Origin of the sequence: Pseudomonas viridiflava, from assembly GCF_900184295.1 — a bacterium.
Lineage (GTDB): Bacteria > Pseudomonadota > Gammaproteobacteria > Pseudomonadales > Pseudomonadaceae > Aquipseudomonas > Aquipseudomonas viridiflava.
In genome coordinates, this window is sequence record NZ_LT855380.1 from 3,351,524 (window position 1) to 3,370,579 (window position 19,056).

General features: G+C 61.0%; 21 protein-coding genes and 2 riboswitches. Of the genes, 9 read left to right on the top strand and 12 right to left on the bottom strand.

The genetic code is table 11. The annotated features are described in order from the left end of the window. Nucleotides 1–3 precede the first annotated feature (3 nt). Nucleotides 4–798, bottom strand: a complete 795-nt coding sequence (gene pcaD, locus CFBP1590_RS15020) for a 3-oxoadipate enol-lactonase (RefSeq protein ID WP_088235402.1) — start codon at nt 796–798, stop codon at nt 4–6. Nucleotides 799–924: 126 nt separating this feature from the next. Between pcaD and CFBP1590_RS15025 the strand changes: the two genes are divergently transcribed. Further along, nucleotides 925–1,269 carry an MmcQ/YjbR family DNA-binding protein gene (locus CFBP1590_RS15025; RefSeq protein WP_004879723.1) on the top strand — a complete coding sequence of 115 codons (345 nt, stop codon included), beginning with the start codon at nt 925–927 and terminating at the stop codon, nt 1,267–1,269. 9 nt (nt 1,270–1,278) lie between these two features. Here the strand turns inward: CFBP1590_RS15025 and CFBP1590_RS15030 are convergent, their stop codons facing one another. Further along, complete coding sequence (locus tag CFBP1590_RS15030) at nt 1,279–1,719, bottom strand: DUF1294 domain-containing protein (RefSeq protein ID WP_029244556.1); 441 nt, start codon at nt 1,717–1,719, stop codon at nt 1,279–1,281. Then, entirely contained in the window at nt 1,716–2,546 is an 831-nt protein-coding gene (locus tag CFBP1590_RS15035; RefSeq protein ID WP_088235403.1) for an undecaprenyl-diphosphate phosphatase, read from the bottom strand. Before CFBP1590_RS15035 ends, CFBP1590_RS15030 begins: the two co-directional genes overlap by 4 nt. A gap of 241 nt (nt 2,547–2,787) precedes the next feature. On the opposite strand from CFBP1590_RS15035, the gene pnuC reads away from it, so the two are divergent. Next, nucleotides 2,788–3,351, top strand: coding sequence for a nicotinamide riboside transporter PnuC (pnuC, locus tag CFBP1590_RS15040; RefSeq protein ID WP_088235404.1), 564 nt, complete (start codon nt 2,788–2,790; stop codon nt 3,349–3,351). Beyond that, nucleotides 3,348–3,926 carry an AAA family ATPase gene (locus CFBP1590_RS15045; protein WP_088235405.1) on the top strand — a complete coding sequence of 193 codons (579 nt, stop codon included), beginning with the start codon at nt 3,348–3,350 and terminating at the stop codon, nt 3,924–3,926. The genes pnuC and CFBP1590_RS15045 overlap by 4 nt, the downstream gene beginning before the upstream one ends. Here the strand turns inward: CFBP1590_RS15045 and CFBP1590_RS15050 are convergent. Continuing rightward, complete coding sequence (locus CFBP1590_RS15050) at nt 3,870–5,195, bottom strand: sigma-54 dependent transcriptional regulator (RefSeq protein WP_025993662.1); 1,326 nt, start codon at nt 5,193–5,195, stop codon at nt 3,870–3,872. The two genes, CFBP1590_RS15045 and CFBP1590_RS15050, sit on opposite strands and share 57 nt — an antisense overlap. Nucleotides 5,196–5,504: 309 nt before the next feature. Here CFBP1590_RS15050 and CFBP1590_RS15055 point away from each other — a divergent pair, with 309 nt between their 5' ends. Continuing rightward, on the top strand, nt 5,505–5,771 hold the full coding sequence (locus CFBP1590_RS15055; protein WP_004879734.1) for a hypothetical protein: 267 nt from the start codon (nt 5,505–5,507) through the stop codon (nt 5,769–5,771). Nucleotides 5,772–6,378: 607 nt separating this feature from the next. Here the strand turns inward: CFBP1590_RS15055 and CFBP1590_RS15060 are convergent. The 4 genes from CFBP1590_RS15060 to cobW form a co-directional block, all read right to left on the bottom strand. Continuing rightward, the gene (locus CFBP1590_RS15060) at nt 6,379–6,924 is read right to left on the bottom strand and encodes a vWA domain-containing protein (protein WP_088236423.1); all 546 of its coding nucleotides are present in this window, start codon (nt 6,922–6,924) and stop codon (nt 6,379–6,381) included. Nucleotides 6,925–7,046: 122 nt separating this feature from the next. Continuing rightward, nucleotides 7,047–8,078 carry a magnesium chelatase ATPase subunit I gene (locus CFBP1590_RS15065; protein WP_088235406.1) on the bottom strand — a complete coding sequence of 344 codons (1,032 nt, stop codon included), beginning with the start codon at nt 8,076–8,078 and terminating at the stop codon, nt 7,047–7,049. Beyond that, the gene (gene cobN / locus CFBP1590_RS15070; RefSeq protein WP_088235407.1) at nt 8,078–11,842 is read right to left on the bottom strand and encodes a cobaltochelatase subunit CobN; all 3,765 of its coding nucleotides are present in this window, start codon (nt 11,840–11,842) and stop codon (nt 8,078–8,080) included. Before cobN ends, CFBP1590_RS15065 begins: the two co-directional genes overlap by 1 nt. 3 nt (nt 11,843–11,845) lie before the next feature. Next, a complete protein-coding gene (gene cobW, locus CFBP1590_RS15075) occupies nt 11,846–12,907 on the bottom strand; it encodes a cobalamin biosynthesis protein CobW (RefSeq protein WP_004886558.1) in 1,062 nt (353 codons plus the stop codon). Nucleotides 12,908–13,017: 110 nt separating this feature from the next. Then, a riboswitch (cobalamin riboswitch) is annotated at nt 13,018–13,241 on the bottom strand. Nucleotides 13,242–13,299: 58 nt separating this feature from the next. Next, a riboswitch (cobalamin riboswitch) is annotated at nt 13,300–13,510 on the top strand. A 101-nt stretch (nt 13,511–13,611) separates the two neighbouring features. Between cobW and CFBP1590_RS15080 the strand changes: the two genes are divergently transcribed. Genes CFBP1590_RS15080 through cobM form a run of 4 tightly spaced genes read left to right on the top strand, consistent with a single transcriptional unit; the run spans nt 13,612 to nt 15,735 of the window. Then, the gene (locus CFBP1590_RS15080; RefSeq protein WP_025993657.1) at nt 13,612–13,797 is read left to right on the top strand and encodes a CbtB domain-containing protein; all 186 of its coding nucleotides are present in this window, start codon (nt 13,612–13,614) and stop codon (nt 13,795–13,797) included. A 10-nt stretch (nt 13,798–13,807) separates the two neighbouring features. Next, on the top strand, nt 13,808–14,530 hold the full coding sequence (locus CFBP1590_RS15085) for a CbtA family protein (protein ID WP_088235408.1): 723 nt from the start codon (nt 13,808–13,810) through the stop codon (nt 14,528–14,530). Then, on the top strand, nt 14,508–14,957 hold the full coding sequence (locus tag CFBP1590_RS15090) for a cobalamin biosynthesis protein (RefSeq protein WP_029241536.1): 450 nt from the start codon (nt 14,508–14,510) through the stop codon (nt 14,955–14,957). Before CFBP1590_RS15085 ends, CFBP1590_RS15090 begins: the two co-directional genes overlap by 23 nt. 31 nt (nt 14,958–14,988) lie before the next feature. Beyond that, nucleotides 14,989–15,735 carry a precorrin-4 C(11)-methyltransferase gene (gene cobM / locus CFBP1590_RS15095; protein WP_088235409.1) on the top strand — a complete coding sequence of 249 codons (747 nt, stop codon included), beginning with the start codon at nt 14,989–14,991 and terminating at the stop codon, nt 15,733–15,735. Here the strand turns inward: cobM and CFBP1590_RS15100 are convergent. After that, the gene (locus CFBP1590_RS15100; RefSeq protein ID WP_331717160.1) at nt 15,725–15,994 is read right to left on the bottom strand and encodes a hypothetical protein; all 270 of its coding nucleotides are present in this window, start codon (nt 15,992–15,994) and stop codon (nt 15,725–15,727) included. The two genes, cobM and CFBP1590_RS15100, sit on opposite strands and share 11 nt — an antisense overlap. A 164-nt stretch (nt 15,995–16,158) precedes the next feature. Beyond that, on the bottom strand, nt 16,159–16,998 hold the full coding sequence (locus CFBP1590_RS15105) for a TauD/TfdA dioxygenase family protein (RefSeq protein ID WP_088235411.1): 840 nt from the start codon (nt 16,996–16,998) through the stop codon (nt 16,159–16,161). 161 nt (nt 16,999–17,159) lie between these two features. Here CFBP1590_RS15105 and CFBP1590_RS15110 point away from each other — a divergent pair, with 161 nt between their 5' ends. Next, the gene (locus tag CFBP1590_RS15110; RefSeq protein ID WP_058432399.1) at nt 17,160–17,618 is read left to right on the top strand and encodes a metallophosphoesterase family protein; all 459 of its coding nucleotides are present in this window, start codon (nt 17,160–17,162) and stop codon (nt 17,616–17,618) included. 22 nt (nt 17,619–17,640) lie between these two features. Here the strand turns inward: CFBP1590_RS15110 and CFBP1590_RS15115 are convergent, their stop codons facing one another. Beyond that, nucleotides 17,641–18,099: a GNAT family N-acetyltransferase gene (locus tag CFBP1590_RS15115; protein ID WP_088235412.1), complete on the bottom strand. Its 459-nt coding sequence runs from the start codon at nt 18,097–18,099 to the stop codon at nt 17,641–17,643. A 31-nt stretch (nt 18,100–18,130) separates the two neighbouring features. After that, entirely contained in the window at nt 18,131–18,982 is an 852-nt protein-coding gene (locus CFBP1590_RS15120; RefSeq protein WP_231991725.1) for a serine/threonine-protein kinase, read from the bottom strand. Between the last annotated feature and the right edge of the window lie 74 nt (nt 18,983–19,056).

Here is a 19,056-nt window from a genome sequence, read left to right on the forward strand (position 1 = left end):
TGCTTACCGATTCGCAGTCAAAAACGCCAGCACCGGCCCGGTAAACGCTTCACCAGCCTCAACACTGGACAGGTGAGCGGCCGGAAGCTCGATCATCTGTGCCCCCGCGATGCGCTCAAGCATGAAGCGCCCGTCAACAGGCGTGGTGACGGCATCTTCGGTGCCGCAGACCACCAGCACCGGCAGCTTGATCGACGCGATCTGTTCGCGATAATCCGCATCACGCACCGCCGCGCAGTTGGCCGCATATCCCTGAGGAGAGGTGTGCGCCAGCATGCCGACAATGGTGTCGACCGTCGCAGGCTCGGCGTTCGCAAAAGATGGCGTGAACCAGCGGGAAATCGATGCATCACGCAACGCAACCATCGCCGACTGGCCGTCGCGCAGCACCGTTTCGATACGCGGGTTCCAGACATCGGGGTTGCCGATTTTCGCTGCAGTGTTGCACAGCACCACGCGTTGCAAGCGCTCCGGAGCATTGATTGCCAGCCATTGACCAATCAGACCGCCCATGGAAAGCCCGCAGAAAAACACCTTGTCCAGGTTCAGCGCGTCCAGCAAGGCCAGCACATCCCGGCCATTCTGTTCGATGCTGTAGGTGCCTTCGCTGACCAGCGACTGCCCATGGCCACGCGTGTCGTAACGCAACACACGGAAATGTTCGGTCAGCGCTGCAATCTGGTTGTCCCACATGTGCAGGTCGGTGCCCAGCGAGTTGGAGAGCACCAGCACAGGCACGTCCTGCGGGCCTTCGAGCAGATAATTCAGCGGGCCATCGGCGAGTTGCACGGCAGACATTCGAAGCTCCAGAGAAAGCGAAACCTGAACACTAATGAGTGTCGGGACGTCATACAATCCGCTGATCAAATATCCGTGCGGCTATCGAACAGCTTACCGGTTGCCACAAAGGGCAAGGAGCGCACCATGCGAACCGAAGACATCGCGACTTTCTGCCTGGACTTGCCAGGCGCGCGGGAAGACTACAAATGGGGCGGGATACGAGTGTTTTCCATCGCGGGCAACAAAATGTTCGCGGTCATGGACCTCGTAGGCCAGGGATTGTCCTTCAAGGTTCACCCTGATCTGTTTCTGGGCTACGTCGACCGCCCGGGCGTTCGCCCTGCCCCGTATCTGGCCCGTGCACACTGGATCAGCGTGCCGGAACCCCACGCCCTGAGCGACGACGAGATCCGCGACCTGCTGACCCGTTCACATCAACTGGTGGTCGCCAAGCTGCCCAAGCGCCAGCAGATTGCGCTGAAGCTATGAGGGCAGCAGCTATAAAGGCAACGGCACCCACTGCCAGATGCGCCGCCCCAGAAACAGCCAGTCTATCCAAAAGGCCTGATGCACCAGCACGATCAGCCAGAACACGACCTGAAAGGACACCTTGCGGGTCTTGTGCCGAAACGCTTGTTGCGCCAGCAGCGCACCCGGCCAGCCGCCCAACAGTTCGGTGGCGTGCAGCACATTTTCCGGGGTGCGCTGCCCGCCTCTGCCAGCCTGCAATTTGTCGTGTCGATACAACACGAAAGACAGCAGGCTCATCACCGAGATCACGATCGCCGGGATCAGCAGACCTTGTCTGATCCACAGCATTACCGCCCCGTAAAACGGCAGTGCGCACAACACCACCAGAATCAGCAATTTGAGGCGCAGCGCCTGAACCGGTGCCTTGCGCTGCCGGGCAGGCGGTCTGGCCTCGCGGGCTGACGTCATGCCTTGGCTGCCGCCCAGTCGATCCAGCCAAACTGCCAGGTCGCCAGAATCAACAGACCGAACGCAATGCGATACCAGGCAAACACGGCATAGCTATGAGTGGCGATGAACTTGAGCAGACCGCGCACCGCGATCATCGCGAAAATGAATGAAGTGATGAAACCGATGGCGAAAACCACAACGTCGTCTGGACGAAACATGTCACGGTACTTGTAGCCCGAGTACACCGCAGCGCCCACCATGGTCGGCATGGCCAGAAAGAACGAAAACTCGGTGGCGGCCTTGCGCGACAGACCGAACAGCAGACCGCCAATGATGGTCGAGCCGGAACGCGAAGTACCCGGAATCATCGCCAGACACTGCACCAGGCCGACTTTCAACGCATCGGTCCATTTCATGTCGTCGACGGTCTCGGCGCGCACCACATGCTCGCGGCGCTCGGCCCACAACATGATCACGCCGCCGATGACCAGAGCAGTCGCTACCGTGATGGGGTTGAACAGGTAATGGTGGATCAGGTCGGCGAAGATCACGCCCAGAATCACCGCTGGCATGAACGCGATCAGCAGATTGAGGGTGAAACGCTGAGCCTGCTGCTGTTTGGGCAAGCCCACGACCACATCCAGGATCTTGCGCCGGAACTCCCAGACCACCGCCAGAATGGCGCCCAACTGGATGATGATATTGAACGCCGCCGCGCGGTCGCCGCCGAAGTCGATCAAGTCCGCAACAATGATCTGGTGACCCGTGCTCGAAATCGGCAAAAACTCCGTCAGTCCTTCTACAACACCCAATATCAACGCCTGAGCAGCGGTCCAAAGATCCATCATTCCCCCATACAGCGATACCCGAGGTTCGCTGGTTTGTATTGTCGTATGAAAAAAGCCTGCCACTATGCCGCTGCGAAGCTGAACGAAGCTTGAAGAAGCGCTGCAAAAACGCCGAATGCTAGCAGACCTTTCGGCGTAACGCCTGCTGGTGGTGTGAGCTTGCCACCAGACCCTGCCCCTTGCGCCCGGAACCGCTTACAATCCCCGGCCCTGCACATCCCGCTATCAAGGAGCCGCCATGTCCGGGCTTGAACTATTTGCTGCCGCTATCGGCGTGATCGCGGTCTGGCTGACGGTCAAGCAAAACCCGTGGTGCTGGCCGATCGGCCTGGTCATGGTGGTGATCTACATCTGGATTTTCTACGACGTAAAACTTTACTCGGACATGCTTTTGCAGGCGATCTACGCCGGATTGCAGGTCTACGGCTGGCTGCAATGGACACGCCATGGCAGCAGTTTGCCGGTGCGTGCGGTCACGGCGCTGCGAGGTGGTTCGGTTGCCACGGGGCTGGCCGTTGGCGTCGTCATCAGTCTGGCACTGGGCGCCGGCATGGCCCACTTCACCGATGCCGCGCAACCCTGGCTGGATGCGGCGCTGACCGGGTTCAGCCTGGTGGCGCAGGTCTGGATGGCACAAAAGCGCGTGCAGTGCTGGCCCCTGTGGATCGTGCTTGACGTGATTTTCGTCGGCCTGTTCGTCTACAAGGATCTGTACCTGACCGCAGCGCTTTACGGACTGTTCACGCTGCTCGCCGTTCAGGGCTGGCGTGAATGGCGCAACGATCTGGCACTGGCCCGATGAGGGTTCTGGTCCTGACCGGCCCGGAGTCCAGCGGCAAAAGCTGGCTCTGCGCGGCGATACACAAGCGCTTTGGCGGTGTTCTGGTAGATGAGTACGTGCGTGACTTCATCGACGAGCAGGGTCGCGACACGGTCTATGACGACATTACCGCCATCGCTCAGGGTCAACTCGACCGGGAAGACGCCGCGCGCGCAACAAAGCCTGCGCTGCTGATTCTCGACACGCACCTGTTGAGCAACATGCTCTGGAGCCGCACGCTGTTCGGCGATTGTCCGCAGTGGATCGAGCAGCAATTACTCAAAAGACACTACGACCTGCACCTTCTGCTGTCTCCCGAAGGCGTCGAATGGATCGGTGACGGGCAACGCTGCCAGCCGGAACTGGCAGAGCGTCAGGCGTTTTTCAGCGCCAGTCGGCAATGGCTCGATCAGCATGCGCAACGCTACGAATTGATCGAAGGCGACTGGCAACAACGCCATGACCAGGCCATGGCTGCCGTCAGCCGACTGTTATCGACTTCACCGGATCTGATGCTTGTGCAGCAAGCGGTAGAAGGTCGGGCGCGAAATCCCTAAGACCTTGGCCGCCACGCTGAGGTTGTCGCTGTGGCGGGTCAGCACGTCGCACAAGGCCTGCCGTTCTGCACGGGACTTATAGTCATCCAGCGTTCCCATGCTGCTGACAATGTCCTCTTCCCCCAGCAACCCCAGATCCGCAGCCTCGATCTGCCGACCTTCGGCCAGGACCAGACCGCGTCGAACCCGGTTGGCCAGCTCGCGCACGTTGCCCGGCCAGTCATGCTTGCCCATGGCAATCAGCGCATCCTGACTGAAGTTGCGGGCGCGCCTGCCGGTTTCCTGGCTGTAAAAATGCGCAAAGTGATTGGCCAGCATCGCCAGATCGCCATGTCGCTCACGCAGCGGAGCGGTGCCGACCTGCAGCACGTTGAGCCGGTAATACAGATCCTCCCGAAAGCGCTTCTTGCGAATGGCCGCCTCGAGGTCCACATGGGTGGCGGCCAGCACCCGGACATCCACGGGAATCGGCTCACTGCTGCCGATACGCTCGATCTGCCGATCCTGTAAAAAGCGCAGCAGGTGCGCCTGGGTCTCGAGGGGCAGATCGCCGATTTCATCCAGAAACAGGGTGCCGCCGTCCGCGGCTTCAATGCGCCCGACCTTGCGTTCCTGAGCGCCGTTGAAGGCACCTTTCTCGTAGCCGAACAGCTCGGCGTGAATCAGGTGTTCGGCGATGGCACCGCAATTAACAGCCACGAACGGCTTATTACGTCGTTGAGACTGCGCGTGCAGCGTGCGTGCGACCAGTTCCTTGCCCGTGCCGCGCTCGCCACGAATCATGACAGGCGACTCCGTCGGTGCCAGCTTGCCAAGCAGCCGCCGCAACTCGCGAATCGGTCTGCTCTCGCCCAGCATCTCGTGTTCGCTGCTGGACGTCTGGGCCGCACCCTGCGCCCGCAGCCGAGCCATGCCATAGGCACGACCCAGCGTGACCTGCATGCGGGCGACATCGAACGGCAGGGTATGGAAATCGAAAAACCACTCGCAGACGAAATCCCCGATCTTTTCCCGCCGCAGGTCATCCGGCGCCAGCACCGCGATCCATTGGGTATTGGTGCGAGTAATGAGTTCCTTGACCATCTCGGGATGCTCGAAATGGTCAGGCATCAGGCGGATCAAACCGACATCGCAGCTGAGATTGAGCGCCGACTCGAGCGTACTGCTGTCCACCGCCCATCCGGCAGCGTGCAGGACAGGGATCAATTGATGACAATCATCACAGGGGTCAACAATTAACAGACGTCGCGTTGGGGCCGATTCATGCATAGAGGTTCCTTGGCGCCCGGCGTCAAATTAAGGTTATGAAAAATGTTTTATAAACAGTATGTTGGCGAGCCCGATCCTTACATTAGCAAATATTTGACACTGCCTTGTACCGTTTGCATCTAATGGCAATAACCAAATGTCATTAGTGCTGTAACGCTGTTTTAACGACTGTGATCCGTAACGGAATTAAAAAAATTTCAAAAATGTGTGTGACTCATATGCCCCTCCCGTTCATCAACACAAGTAACCAGCCGGACGGTAAGCCCGCCGACGTGACTGAATTGATATGGGCACTTTGAGGAATTGACCATGAACGCCCCACTGCGCTTCAACGATGCACTTCTGATCGCTGGACACGCTTTTGAACCCTTCCAGTGTGTTGCCTGGGCACCACAGGACGGGAACGGCGAACTGAGCCTGACCGTTATCGACCGCACCAGCACCCGCATTGGCCGCAAGCAGATTCCGAGCAGCACCTATTCGGACAAGCAGCAGCTGGCCAGCGCCCTGGAGCAGGCCCGCGCTGAAATCAGTAACGAAGGGTACGACCTCAAGCCCTGGACCATGCCAGCCTGAGTCGCTGCTTGATCGGGCCTGTCGAGCTGCGCTCGACAGCGATCGCGCCCACCGCTCTGCGCTCATCGTTATGCACAAGTCTGCCTCGACACTGATCGTGCCCATCGCTCCGCGTGGGCATGCCTCCCGTGACGCTCCGCGTCACAAATGGCACAGATTGCGGACTCAGTAAGCCGAGCGCATGGCTCAGATCACCTTTGCGCCCTTACGGCGCGCTACTTTGAGGGACCAAAGTAGCCAAAGTCCTTCGCTCCGGTTCCGGCCCCGGCTTCGCCGGGGTTCCTTCGTCCTGACACTGATTCGGGGGTCGCTGCAAATGGGCCATCCATGGCCCAGTGCAGCTCAATCGGCATCCATGCCGATTGCCCCCCGAATCAGCGCCAGAACTCAGCCTTCACCCACGTCGCAATCGGCGGTGTCCGCACTATCGCGTAAAAAAGCACGGCAGGGCCGCTGTCTCACCGGATAGCCAGATGACTTGTGTATAACGATGAGCGCAGAGTGGGAGCGATGAGTGCTCCGCATGGGCAGGCACACCATGGCGCTCCGCGCCACAAATGACACTGACTCAGTGAGCAGAGCGCTTCACTTGAATCACCTCAGGATGTCAGTCGACTGAGCCAAGCTCATCAATATGCCGATACTCCGCCCCCAGGCCGCGCGCCAGTTCCCGCGCTCTTCCCACCCGGATCGGGCCTTTTTCCATATCGATCAACAGACTCGCGCACTCGAAGGCCAACAGAGCAGGCAGTTGCTTGAGCCTGCCATCGGTCAGCACCAGCACCCGTTGCTGTTCAGACGGATAGCGCTTGCTGCGTTTCGTCAGCCAGAGCCGGGCTTCTTCCAAAGCTTTTGGCAGTGGCGTTCCGCCCCCCGCCCCCAGCGCATCAAGCCAGGGAGTCAGCGCTGACGATGCTTTCAAACCCTGATGCTGCCAGCTCGGCGCGTGGCCACTGGCCGTGAGCAAGGCCAGACGGGTGCGGCTGCGATAGGCATCGTCAAATACCTGAGACAGCACGCCCTTGGCTTGGCTGAGCGCCTGATGCCGCTTCGTCGACGCAGACGCATCGACAATCACCAGCAACAGCTCACTGGGGCGACTGCTAAGCGGCTGGCGAACCAGATCGCCAGTCTTTTTCGGACGACCTTTCATCAGGGTAGGCAGCCATTGCACCGGGCCGTCCGAACCTGCTCTTGATGCGCCTGTCCTCCCCAAAGCAAGTCGACCCGGCCGGGGAATGGCATCCGCCCCCTTGGAGTGCTTGGGGCGGATGCCTAAGGCTTTTTTGGCCAGCTCGGCACTTCGCGACGTGAGCCGGTAGGCACTGCCTGGGCCGGCAGCTCACCCCAACTGCCCTGCCCGCCTTGAGTGTCCTGATTTTCGGAGGAACCTGAAGGCGGCGTCTCCGGCGATTGCGGTGGTGGAGGCTGCGACTGTTCGCGACGGCGGTGGCGCAGTGCAAACTCGGCCACGGCATCAATGTCCTGCTCTTCAATCTGTGCGACGCCGCGCCAGGCCGCATGTGCCCGTGCGGCGCGCAGCCAGACCAGATCGGCACGCATGCCGTCAACGCCTGCTGCGAAACAGCGTTCGGTGATCAATGCCAACGACGCGTCATCCAGTTCGATACCGGCCAGCCGCGAACGGGCCTGCTCGCAACGCTGTTTCAATGCATCCTGCTCGGGTTGCCACTGAGCGCCGAAAGCATGCGGATCGGCATCGAAATCCAGACGTCTGCGGATGATCTGGCTGCGCTCGGCAGGCAGCGTCTGTCCGCTCAGAGCGACGTTGAGGCCGAAACGGTCCAGCAGTTGCGGACGCAGTTCGCCCTCTTCCGGGTTCATGGTGCCGATCAACACGAAACGGGCGGCATGACGATGGGAAATGCCATCACGCTCCACCAGGTTGACGCCGCTGGCAGCGACATCCAGCAGCAGATCGACCAGATGATCGGCCAGCAGGTTGACCTCATCGACATACAGCACGCCGCCGTCAGCCTTGGCCAGTACGCCGGGCGAGAAACGCGCACGGCTTTCGGACAGCGCGGCATCCAGGTCCAGCGTGCCGACCAGCCGTTCTTCGGTCGCGCCCAATGGCAGGGTCACGAACTGCCCGCTGGCGAGCAGGTCCGCCAGTCCGCGCGCCAGGGTCGATTTGGCCATGCCTCGCGGACCTTCGATCAAGACGCCACCGATGCGCGGATCAATCGCGGTCAGGCACAGCGCCAGCTTCAGTTCATCGGCGCCCACGACGGCGGCCAGTGGAAAATGTGGCGTATTGGCAAGGCTTGAGTCAGACAAGGTCATCACTTCTCTTCTATATCCAGCAGCAGGTCTTCCAGGGCTTGCTGATAATCGCCCGGTTCCTGCCAGAGGCCACGTTGCTGCGCTTCAAGCATGCGCTCGGTCATGTCGCGCAGGGCATCGGGGTTGTGCTGTTCAATGAATTCACGAGTCGACGGATCAAGCAGGTAGGCATCGGCCAACAGTGCGTACTGGTGATCATCGATCAGCTCGGTCGTCGCATCGAAAGCGAACAGGAAGTCCACCGTCGCGGCCATTTCGAACGCGCCTTTATAGCCGTGACGTTTGACGCCGTCGATCCACTTCGGATTGGCCGCCCGCGAACGGATCACGCGGTTCAGCTCTTCCTTCAACGTACGGATCTTCGGCAGGTCCGGTTGGCTGTGATCGCCGTGATAACTGGCCGTTTTCACGCCGCTGAGGGTTTCGGCGGCGGCCAGCATGCCACCCTGGAACTGGTAGTAATCGTTGGAATCGAGCAGATCGTGCTCGCGGTTGTCCTGATTCTGTACCACCGCCTGCACCTGAGACAGGCGCTGAGCGAAGCGCTGCCGGGCGGGCGTACCCTCGTCGGAGCCGCCATAGGCATAACCGCCCCAATTCAGATAAACCTCGGCCAGATCCTCGCGGCTTTGCCACAAGCGCCCATCGATGGCGCCCTGAACGCCCGCGCCATAAGCGCCGGGCTTGGCACCGAAGATCCGCCACCCAGCCTGACGTGCCGCTTCGTCCTCGCTCAGACCTTCAGCGATGAAACTCGCTCGTTCTTCACGTACCCGGGCGGCAATCGGGTTCAGATCATCCGGCTCGTCCAGCGCCGCAACAGCCTGCACGGCAGCGTCGAACAGACGAATCAGGTTGGCGAAGGCATCGCGGAAGAACCCCGAAACCCTCAGCGTCACGTCCACGCGCGGACGATCCAGCAGACTGATCGGCAGAATCTCGAAATCATCGACACGCTGGCTACCCGTTGCCCAGACCGGACGCACGCCCATCAGCGCCATGGCTTGCGCAATGTCGTCGCCGCCAGTGCGCATGGTCGCCGTACCCCAGACCGAAAGACCCAGCTGCCGCAAGTGATCGCCGTGATCCTGAAGATGACGCTCCAACAGCAGGTTGGCCGACTGAAAACCGATGCGCCACGCCGTGGTGGTCGGCAGGTTACGCACGTCGACGCTGAAGAAATTGCGCCCGGTCGGCAATACATCCAGCCGCCCGCGACTGGGTGCACCGCTGGGCCCGGCAGGCACGAAGCGGCCGCTCAGTGCATCCAGCATGCCCTGCATTTCTCCGGGGCCACAGGCATCGAGGCGTGGGGCGACCACTTCCCGCAGGCTGTCGAGGATCAGTGCCAGGTCGGCATGCTCCGGCAAATCCGTCACGTCCTGACCGTCGCAGATGCGCCCGATAAGGGCAGCTGCGTAAAGCTCAAGGCGCTCACGCGCGTCGCCAGCCGTGCGCCACGGGTCAGTGCTCAAGCCCAGCAACCCGGTCGGACGCGGCCCTTGCCAGGGTTCGGCAAGTTCGCAGTCCAGTGGGTCGAAGCCCAGATCGAATGCCTTGCTCAAGGCCCGCAACAGACTCGACTGAGCACCACGGCCATCGCCACGGGGAATACGCAACAGGGCCAGCAGCGTGTCGGTGCGTAAACGTCCTTCAGGTGACTGACCAAAGATATGCAGGCCATCGCGGATCTGCGACTCCTTCAAATCACAGAGATAGGTGTCCAGACGCGGCAGCCAGATTGCTGCGTCGGCGTCGCTGTCGGTCGTCTCGTCCAGCGCCAGCTCACGGTCGATCTGCGTTTCGCGAACCAGATTCAGAATGTCACGCTGCAGCTCGCGGGCGCGGCGAGGATCAAGCAGCTGCGCTTCGTAATACTCGTCCGCCAGCAGCTCCAGATTGCGCAACGGGCCATAGGTTTCGGCGCGGGTCAGCGGCGGCATCAAATGGTCGATAATCACGGCCTGCGTACGACGCTTGGCCTGTGCACCCTCGCCCGGATCGTTGACGATGAACGGATAGATGTTCGGCATCGGGCCCAGCACAGCATCCGGCCAGCAATTCTCGGACAGGCCGACGCCCTTGCCGGGCAGCCACTCCAGATTGCCGTGCTTGCCGACGTGCACCACTGCGTGTGCGCCGTAGGCCTTGCGCAGCCAGAAGTAGAACGCGAGGTAGCCATGCGGCGGCACCAGATCCGGGTCGTGATAGACCGCACTCGGATCGACCTGATAGCCACGGGCCGGCTGGATGCCGACGAAGGTCAGACCAAAGCGCAGGCCTGCGATCATCATCCGGCCACTGCGAAACATGGGATCGGCATCCGGCGCGCCCCAGCGGGCGTTCACCGCGTCACGGTTGGCCTGCGGCAAAGCATTGAAGGCTTCGAGGTACTCATCCAGCGCCATGCTCTGCTGACATGGACGCTGGTCGATGCTGTCCAGATCGTTGGTCACGCCGCCGAGCAATTGATGAATGAGTTCGGTGCCGCTGTCAGGCAGCCCGGCCAGCGGATAGCCCTCGGCCTGCATGGCGCGCAGGATATTCAGCGCGGCGGCGGGCGTGTCCAGCCCGACGCCGTTGCCGATTCGGCCATCGCGGGTCGGGTAGTTGGCGAGAATCAGCGCCACACGCTTGTCGGCGTTGGGCAGGCGCGCCAGCAGAATCCAGCGTCGTGCCAGTTGGGCAACGAAGTCCATGCGCTCGGGATGCGCCCGATAGCAGACCACATCGGACTGACTGCGCTCGCTGCGCCATGCCAGGTCCTTGAAACTGATGGGGCGACTGATGATGCGTCCGTCCAGTTCCGGCAAGGCGATGTGCATTGCCAGATCGCGGGCACCCAGGCCTTGTGCGCTGGCACTCCAGGCAGGCTCGTTGTCTTGCGCACAAATGGCCTGGATCACCGGAACATCGCGCCGAAACGGTCGCAAATGCGGCGCTTCCGGGCTCGACTGGGCAAAGCCGGTGGTGTTGAGGATCAGCTCGACGCCGGCCTCATCCAGCCAGTCTTCTACCTGCGTGAAGCAGCCAGCCTCCTTTAGGCTGGCGACGGCGATCGGCAAAGGGTTGAGGCCCTGCGCCTGCAGTCGCTCGCAGAACTCGTCGATGAACCCGGTGTTGGCGGCCTGCAGGTGCGAACGATAGAACAGCAGCGCTGCAACAGGCTGATCGTTGCGCCAGTCAGCCCGCCAGTCAGCCAATCCGGCAGTTGCCCGCTTCGGATGATAAATAGCGGTGCGTGGCAGCGGCTGGGGTTCGGCCCATGAATAATCGCGCGCCAGCCACGTGCTGGCGATGCAGCTATAAAGATCCAGCGCATTCTGCAGACCGCCCTGACGCAGGAACTGCCAAAGGCGGTTGCAGTCGGTTGCTGCAACGGTGCTCAGGTCGATCAGCTCCGGATCATGCCGGTCACACCCCGGCACCATAATCACCGTGACGCCCTGCGCGGCCAGCTCCATCAACCGCTCGACGCCGTAGCGCCAGTAGCCGATGCCGCCATGCAACGACAGCAGGATGACCTTGGCGTAGCGCAGCACGTCGTCGACGTACAGGTCGACCGACGCGTGATTCTGCACCTGCATCGGGTTGGCCAGACGCAGGCTGGGGTAGTCCTCCGGCAACTGCCGGGCCGCTTCGGCGAGCAGCGCGAGGCTCGAATCGCCGCTGCAGAGAATCACCAGATCGGCCGGGGTCTGCCCCAGGTCAGCGATGCTGTCGTCGGGTACAAAACCGCCGGGCTGGGTTCTCAGCAGGTGCATGGGTCAGCCTGCGATCGCAGCGTTGAGTTGAGCTTCCAGCGCGGCGGCGTCCAGTTCCTGGCCGATCAGCACCAGATTGGTCAGGCGCTCTTCGTCGGTGCGCCAGGCACGGTCGAAATGCTTGTCGAAACGTGTGCCCACGCCCTGGATCAGCAGGCGCATCGGCTTGCCGGGAATCGCCGCGAAGCCTTTGACCCGCAGGATGCCGTGCTGCACGACCAGTTGGGTCAGCGCCTTGAGCAATACTGCTTCATCGGCCTGTGGCAGCTTGATGGAGATCGAATCGAAGGCGTCGTGATCGTGATCATCGTCTTCACCGTCGTGATGGTCATGGTGCGTCTTGCGACCGTCGATGTGGACTTCGGATTCGGCACCGACACCCAGCAAGACGCTGATCGGCAGACGGCCACTGCTGGCCTCGATCACCTTGACGGCAGGCGGCAACTCTTCGGCGACTTCGGCGCGAACCCTGGCCAGACCGTCAGCGTCGATCATGTCGGCCTTGTTGAGGATCACCAGATCGGCACTGGCCAGTTGATCGGCGAACAGCTCATGCAGCGGCGACTCGTGGTCCAGGTTCGGGTCCAGCTTGCGCTGGGCATCGACCTGATCCGGGAAGGCCGCAAAAGTACCCGCCAGTACTGCCGGGCTGTCGACGACAGTAATGACCGCGTCGACCGTGCAGGCGTTGCGGATTTCCGGCCACTGGAAGGCTTGAACCAAGGGCTTTGGCAGTGCCAGACCGCTGGTTTCGATCAGGATGTGATCCAGATCGCCGCGACGGGCAACCAGCTCGCGCATCACCGGGAAGAATTCTTCCTGAACGGTACAGCAAAGGCAGCCGTTGGCCAGCTCGTAGACACGACCGTTGGCTTCCTCTTCGGTACAACCGATGGTGCACTGCTTGAGGATTTCGCCGTCGATACCCAGCTCGCCGAATTCGTTGACGATCACGGCAATGCGACGCCCTTCGGCGTTATCGAGCATGTGCCGCAACAGGGTGGTCTTGCCCGAGCCCAGGAAGCCGGTGACGATGGTGACGGGAAGCTTGGCCAGTGTTTTCATCAGATGCCCTTGTGGCAATGCGGCGGGCAAACAGGACGAGAGCCACGTGCGACGCACGCGGATCAGATCGCCACCGGATCACCCCGCCCGGTTGTAGTGAGAATTCGCAGGCCTTGGCCCGGTTCGAGGCAGGTCTCCTGGCTTACGGCAGCGCATTGCAGGCTTTCGGGCCTTGCCAACGCGCGCTCATCGCGCCTTCCCGCCTGGGCAGTGGCTGTGCGATGAACATGACCGTTTACAGTTGCGGGGGCAGCTGCGGCATTGACCGCATTCCCGTCTTAGCTGCGCTTGCGCACTGGGCTGCAAGCGAAGAACCTCGAACCGGCAAGGCTACGCAGTGACCGCTGGCAGGTCAATCGCTGAGATTGACGATCCCCCGCCACGCGTGGTCTCCTGTGCACCTTGTTACGGGTGCCCCTCACGGGGTGAAACGGGAAACCGGTGCGCTCAGATCGCTGAGCAAGTCCGGTGCTGCCCCCGCAACGGTAAGCGAGAGGAAGTCAGATCCACTGTGCTCAGGCATGGGAAGGTGACTTTGAAGGACGGACAGTGCTGTCACGTCCCCTCGCGAGCCCGGAGACCGGCCCGCTACGTTTGTAAATGACACACCCGCGGTGGGCGGGCGCCATTGAAACCTCTGACGTTCGTCAGCGGGTATCTGTGCGCATGGCCCGCTTTCGCCCAACGTCTCCAGAGGGAACGCCATGACGACCATCAGCAGCAGCCATTCGGCCGCAGCCAGCTCCACCCGCACGCAACGTCTCACCGCCGCCATCAGTGCCGCTCTGCTGGGCGCGTGCCTGGTGTACTTTGCCGGGTTCTCGCACATCGCCGCCGTGCACAACGCGGCACACGACACCCGCCACAGCGCCGCCTTCCCTTGTCATTGAGGACAACACAATGTTCAAGCGAATCGCCTCCACCGCAGGCTTCACCGGCCTGCTCGCAGCGCTGCTGCTGACCCTGTTGCAAAGCTTATGGGTCGTCCCGTTGATCCAACAGGCCGAGACCTACGAAAACGCACCCGCCGAACATGTGCATGAACAGGCTGGCGGCGTTGCGGCCGAGCACAGTCACGAACATGACGAAGCCGCCTGGGAACCGGAAAACGGCTGGCAGCGCGTGCTGTCTACTACCGGTGGCAATCTGGTGGTCGCGGTTGGTTTTGCGCTGATGCTAGCCGGGCTTTACACCTTGCGCGCACCGGGCAGCCCGCTTCAGGGCGCCGGATGGGGACTGGCCGGTTTCGCCGTCTTCGTGCTGGCTCCGACCCTGGGCCTGCCACCGGAACTGCCGGGCACCGCAGCGGCCGAACTCGGTCAGCGTCAGTTCTGGTGGATTGGCACCGCGGCCTCTACCGCTGCTGGCCTCGCGCTGCTGATCTTCGGTCAGAACCTGCTGCTCAAAGTGCTGGGCGTTGCCATTCTGGTTGCGCCTCATGTGATTGGCGCACCGCAGCCGCTGGTTCATGAAAGTCTCGCGCCTGAAGCACTTGAATCGCAGTTCATCATCGCTTCGCTGCTGACCAATGCCGTGTTCTGGGTAGCATTGGGCCTGATCAGCGCCTGGCTGTTCCGCCGCAACAACGCCGATCTGCAGCATGCCGAACCGTACCCGGCCTGAGCAGACGAACGCCCTGCCCGCTTCAGTCATTGTCGCGGGCCTGGGGTGTCGGCGCGGTTGCTCTGCCCTGCAGTTGCATGAACTGCTGGAGCGCCACCTCGATGCGCATGGACTCGACATGAGCGACATCACCGCGCTGGCCTCCATCGACCTGAAAAGCGAAGAGCCCGGCCTGCTGGCGCTGGCGCGGCAACTGGCCGTGCCACTGGTGTTCTTCAACGCGGCGCAATTGGTGTACTGGGATCTTCACCTCACCCATCGCTCGGCGAATGTGCTGCAACACACCGGCTGTCACGGCGTCGCCGAAGGTTCGGCGCTGGCCCTTGCGGCGCAATTGGGTGATGGCACTGCCGGACTGGTGATCGAACGCCAGAAAAGCACCCACGCCACATTTGCCTTGGCAACCAGCCCCGCAACCGGCGGATAATCCCGGCAATGACTCATTTCAGGAGATTCCCTTGACCGTTTTTTTCATCGGTGCAGGCCCCGGCGACCCGGAGCTGATCACCGTCAAGGGCCAGCGCCTGATTCGCAGCTGCCCGGTCATCATCTACGCAGGCTCGCTGGTGCCCGTCGCGGTGCTGGAGGGCAATCAGGCCGTGCAGGTGGTCAATAGCGCCGAACTGCACCTGGAACAGATCATCGACCTGATCAAGACCGCTCATGCGCAAGGCCAGGACGTGGCACGCGTGCATTCGGGTGATCCAAGCCTGTATGGCGCCATCGGCGAGCAGATCCGTCATTTGCGCGAGTTGGGCATTCCCTTTGAAATCATCCCAGGCGTTACGGCAACGGCGGCTTGTGCGGCGTTGCTCGGCACAGAGCTGACCCTGCCGGACATCTCGCAAAGCGTGATTCTGACCCGCTACGCCGACAAGACCTCAATGCCGCCCGGCGAAGAATTGGCAAGCCTTGCTCAGCATCGGGCCACGATGGCGATTCATCTGGGGGTCAACAATCTGCACCGGATCATCGAAGAGCTCATACCGCATTACGGCGCGGACTGCCCGATTGCCGTGGTGCATCGCGCAAGCTGGCCGGATCAGGACTGGGTACAGGGCACGCTGGCGGACATCGAAGAAAAGGTGCAGGCCAAGGGGTTCCGGCGCACCGCGTTGATACTGGTAGGACGCGTGCTGGCAAACGATACGTTCAGCGATTCATCATTATATCGGGCAGGTCATGCCCATCTGTTCAGACCTTAGCGGCAGAGCTCGGCGAACAGCGGGCGCTGGCAACGGCATGGAAATAGTCAGGCGTGGATCCGGCGTCACTGAAACGACGCAGATCGTCCGGTGGCGGCTGACGTGACTGGACCGGCTGTGTACGGACCTTTTCATTCACCTGCGAATCAGGCGTGATATCGCTGCCAAAGTGGGGAAACGGCTCTTGCGCCGCCCAACTTCCGGCAGCCAGCAACAGCAATACGAACACACCCGCGATGGGTTCCTTGGTACCGCGCATGGATCCGGGCATAGATCTCTCCTCCAGCCGACTGATGACGGCCCGTTACACCGATGACTGACCGAGCGTAAGCGCTCGAATGTCGCGAACATGTGAACGCATGGTGTGAGTCAATGCGTAAATGTACACATGAGTCTGTTTTCGAACAACATCACAGTCGGGGCTCATTCAAACGGTTCCTCGCCTTGCAGCTTGGTGCGATGCATCAAACGCCCGCATTCCGGGTCATACGCCTCGGCACGATGCAGGGTGCCCGTGTTGTCCCAGATCACCAGATCACCCACCTGCCATTCGTGGCTGTAGCTGAACGAATCACCCGTCGCCCACTCCCGCAATTCGACCAGAATACGTGCGCTCTCGGCCCGGCTGACGCCTGCCACCTGCTGCGCCGTGCAGCCCAGAATCAGCGATTTGCGACCTGAGCGATGCGTCCACACCAGCGGCAGTTCTTTCTCGCCAATGGCCTGCATGACCTTGAACGTCGCCAGACTCGGCTCAGGATTGTAGTAAAACAGCGACGACCAGGGCGCGTGCACGACACGCATGCCGGCATAGCGCAGCTTGTCCGCCGAAGACAGCGCCTCATAAGCCGCATACGTATTGCAAAACCCGGTATTGCCACCCCAGGTCGCCGTCACCTTGCAGGCCAGAAGCGAGGCCAGGATGGGCACATCACTGCTGGTGCCGTCGATGTGCCAATAAAGCGAACCCTTCAGAAACTCGGCACCCGCCGGGTTCACCTTGGCATCCAGCGTAATTTTGGTGACATTCTGACCGTCGCTGGCTTCTGCCGAAAACGCGCCCAACGTGCGGGTGAACGCGATCTGCTCGGCATCGCTGAAACCGATTCGCGGAAAAACCAGCACGCCCCGCTGCTCCAGCAAACCGCGGATCTCGTCCGCAAGCTCGCCGCTCAGTAGCTCCTCTTTGGTATTGAGAATCCGGGTGCCGATGACAGGCTTGATCGGCTCGTGAAGCAGACGCGTTTTCGAAGTGGCTAACATGATGCGACCCTCTTCATAAGTGAACCTTACGGTACGCTTTTGAAAATTATCACGCAAGCGCTCATTTGGGATGACGGCATGAAGTCGTGGCAGTGCCAACTCACAGGCACGCTTGCCGATTAAAGCTGTCCCAATGGTTCAGCTCCCGCCAAGAGGCCCTCATGAAAATCGGCATCATTTCCGACACCCACGGTTTGCTCCGCCCGGAAGCGATCAACGCGCTCCAAGGTTGCAAGCAGATCATCCACGCCGGAGACATTGGCAGCGCAGAGATCGTCGAGCAACTCGAGGCAATCGCGCCGTTGCACATTGTGCGTGGCAATAACGACGTGGATTCGTCCTGGGCGAACGACATTGCCGATCACCTGATTTTCGAACTAAGCGGCTGGCAGGTATTGCTGGTACACGACATCGCCGATGTGCCTGCCCTGCTTGATGAGCGCACACGGCTGGTGGTCACCGGGCATTCGCACAAACCGCTTATTGAATGGCGCGGGGAGCGGTTGTACATCAACCCCGGCAGTGCGGGACGGCGTCGTTTCAAACTGCCGGTGACCTTGGCGTTGCTCGATGTGCAGGGGTCTTCGCTGGAGCCGCGGCTGGTGAGATTAATCGATTAGACGACTTCGGATGCCTCGGTTTTTACAAATCGCGAAACATCAGCCACTGCGCCATACCCCAGGCATCAAAGCGTTCCTGCAAATGCCAGCCACGCTTGGCGTAATACGTTTGCTGATCGTGCGTGTGCAGGTACAACCGGTTTACGCCACTCCGTTTGGCATGGCTGCAAATGCTTTCGATCAACTCGGCTGCAAGTCCCCTGCCCCGAGCTTCCGACCTGACAAACACGCACGCTAGCCAAGGTCCGAGCTCGGGTCGGTCAGATAGATCGTTATCGGCAAACGCTGCGCCACCCAACAACTGCCCGTCCTCAATCGCGATGAGGCATTTCCACTCATTGTTGTACTGCCCCTCGGCAAACTCTTCCTCCCAGTCGGCCAGCGATTGCTGCGCAAACTCGTAGGTGAACTGCCGATGCAGCCACAGCGCCATCGTGTCGCTGTGTTCCATGTGGTCGATGAGCCAGTCCAGGCGGTGCATGAATGCTCCTTGAGGTTGGATGAAGTGTGATCTACGGACTAACCCTAGTCGTCGGGGGGCATTTATGGGTAATCATCGCTCGACCCCATCGCCAAAACCGCCGATTCGACGCGCTCTGATAGACGTCGAGTAACTGGCGGGCGCTTATTGTTCTTTCACGAATATCAGCCATCAGCGCCACACGGAGTTCAGACCAGCAGGCGGACGGCAAACCTTCGGGTTTTCGCAACGATGAAGCGCCGCGAACCGGGCAGGACTGGGGGTCGCTTACATCCGTGAGTGCTTCTCTTCCTGCCGCCATTTCGTAAAGCACTCGAGCAACTGCGTAAACATCGGCTTGTGTCGTGAGTGGGCCGCCGTCACGCACCTCAGGCGCCACATAACGAGGTGTCCAAGGCTGCAAGCGTTGTCGGTTCAGTTGCGGAAGTCCGGTGAGCACGCCTTCAACGGGCTGCCCGAGGCCAAAGTCAAAAAGTCGCAAGCCCCGCTCGGTGAGCATGATGTTTTCGGGCTTCACATCCCCATGCAGCACGCCGTTTTCGTGAACATATGTCAGGGCGCCCAGCAGCGGTGTTGCGATTTCCCTCGCCTGCGCCCAGGGCAATCCTCCGGGATTTTCATTGAGCACTCGATCAAGTCGAACACCGCGCATGAATTCAAGCGTCATGAAGGCTTGGTTGCATTCGTCGTCCACGCCAAATGCATAAGAACGAACGATGTGCGGATGATGAAGGCGCCGTGTCAGGGCAAACTCGCTGTAAAGCAACGCATCGGCGTCCCTTGTCGTCGCCAGGTCATCATTGAGCACCTTGATTGCGATGCATGGATCAGGCTCTCCCATCAGTTCGTGCAGCAGGTCGCGGGCCTGATAGACGACTCCCATGCCGCCAGCGCCAAGCAAGCGCTCGATTCTGTAGCGGCCTGAGAGTACATCGGGAAGCCTTTCCCGCGCCTCTG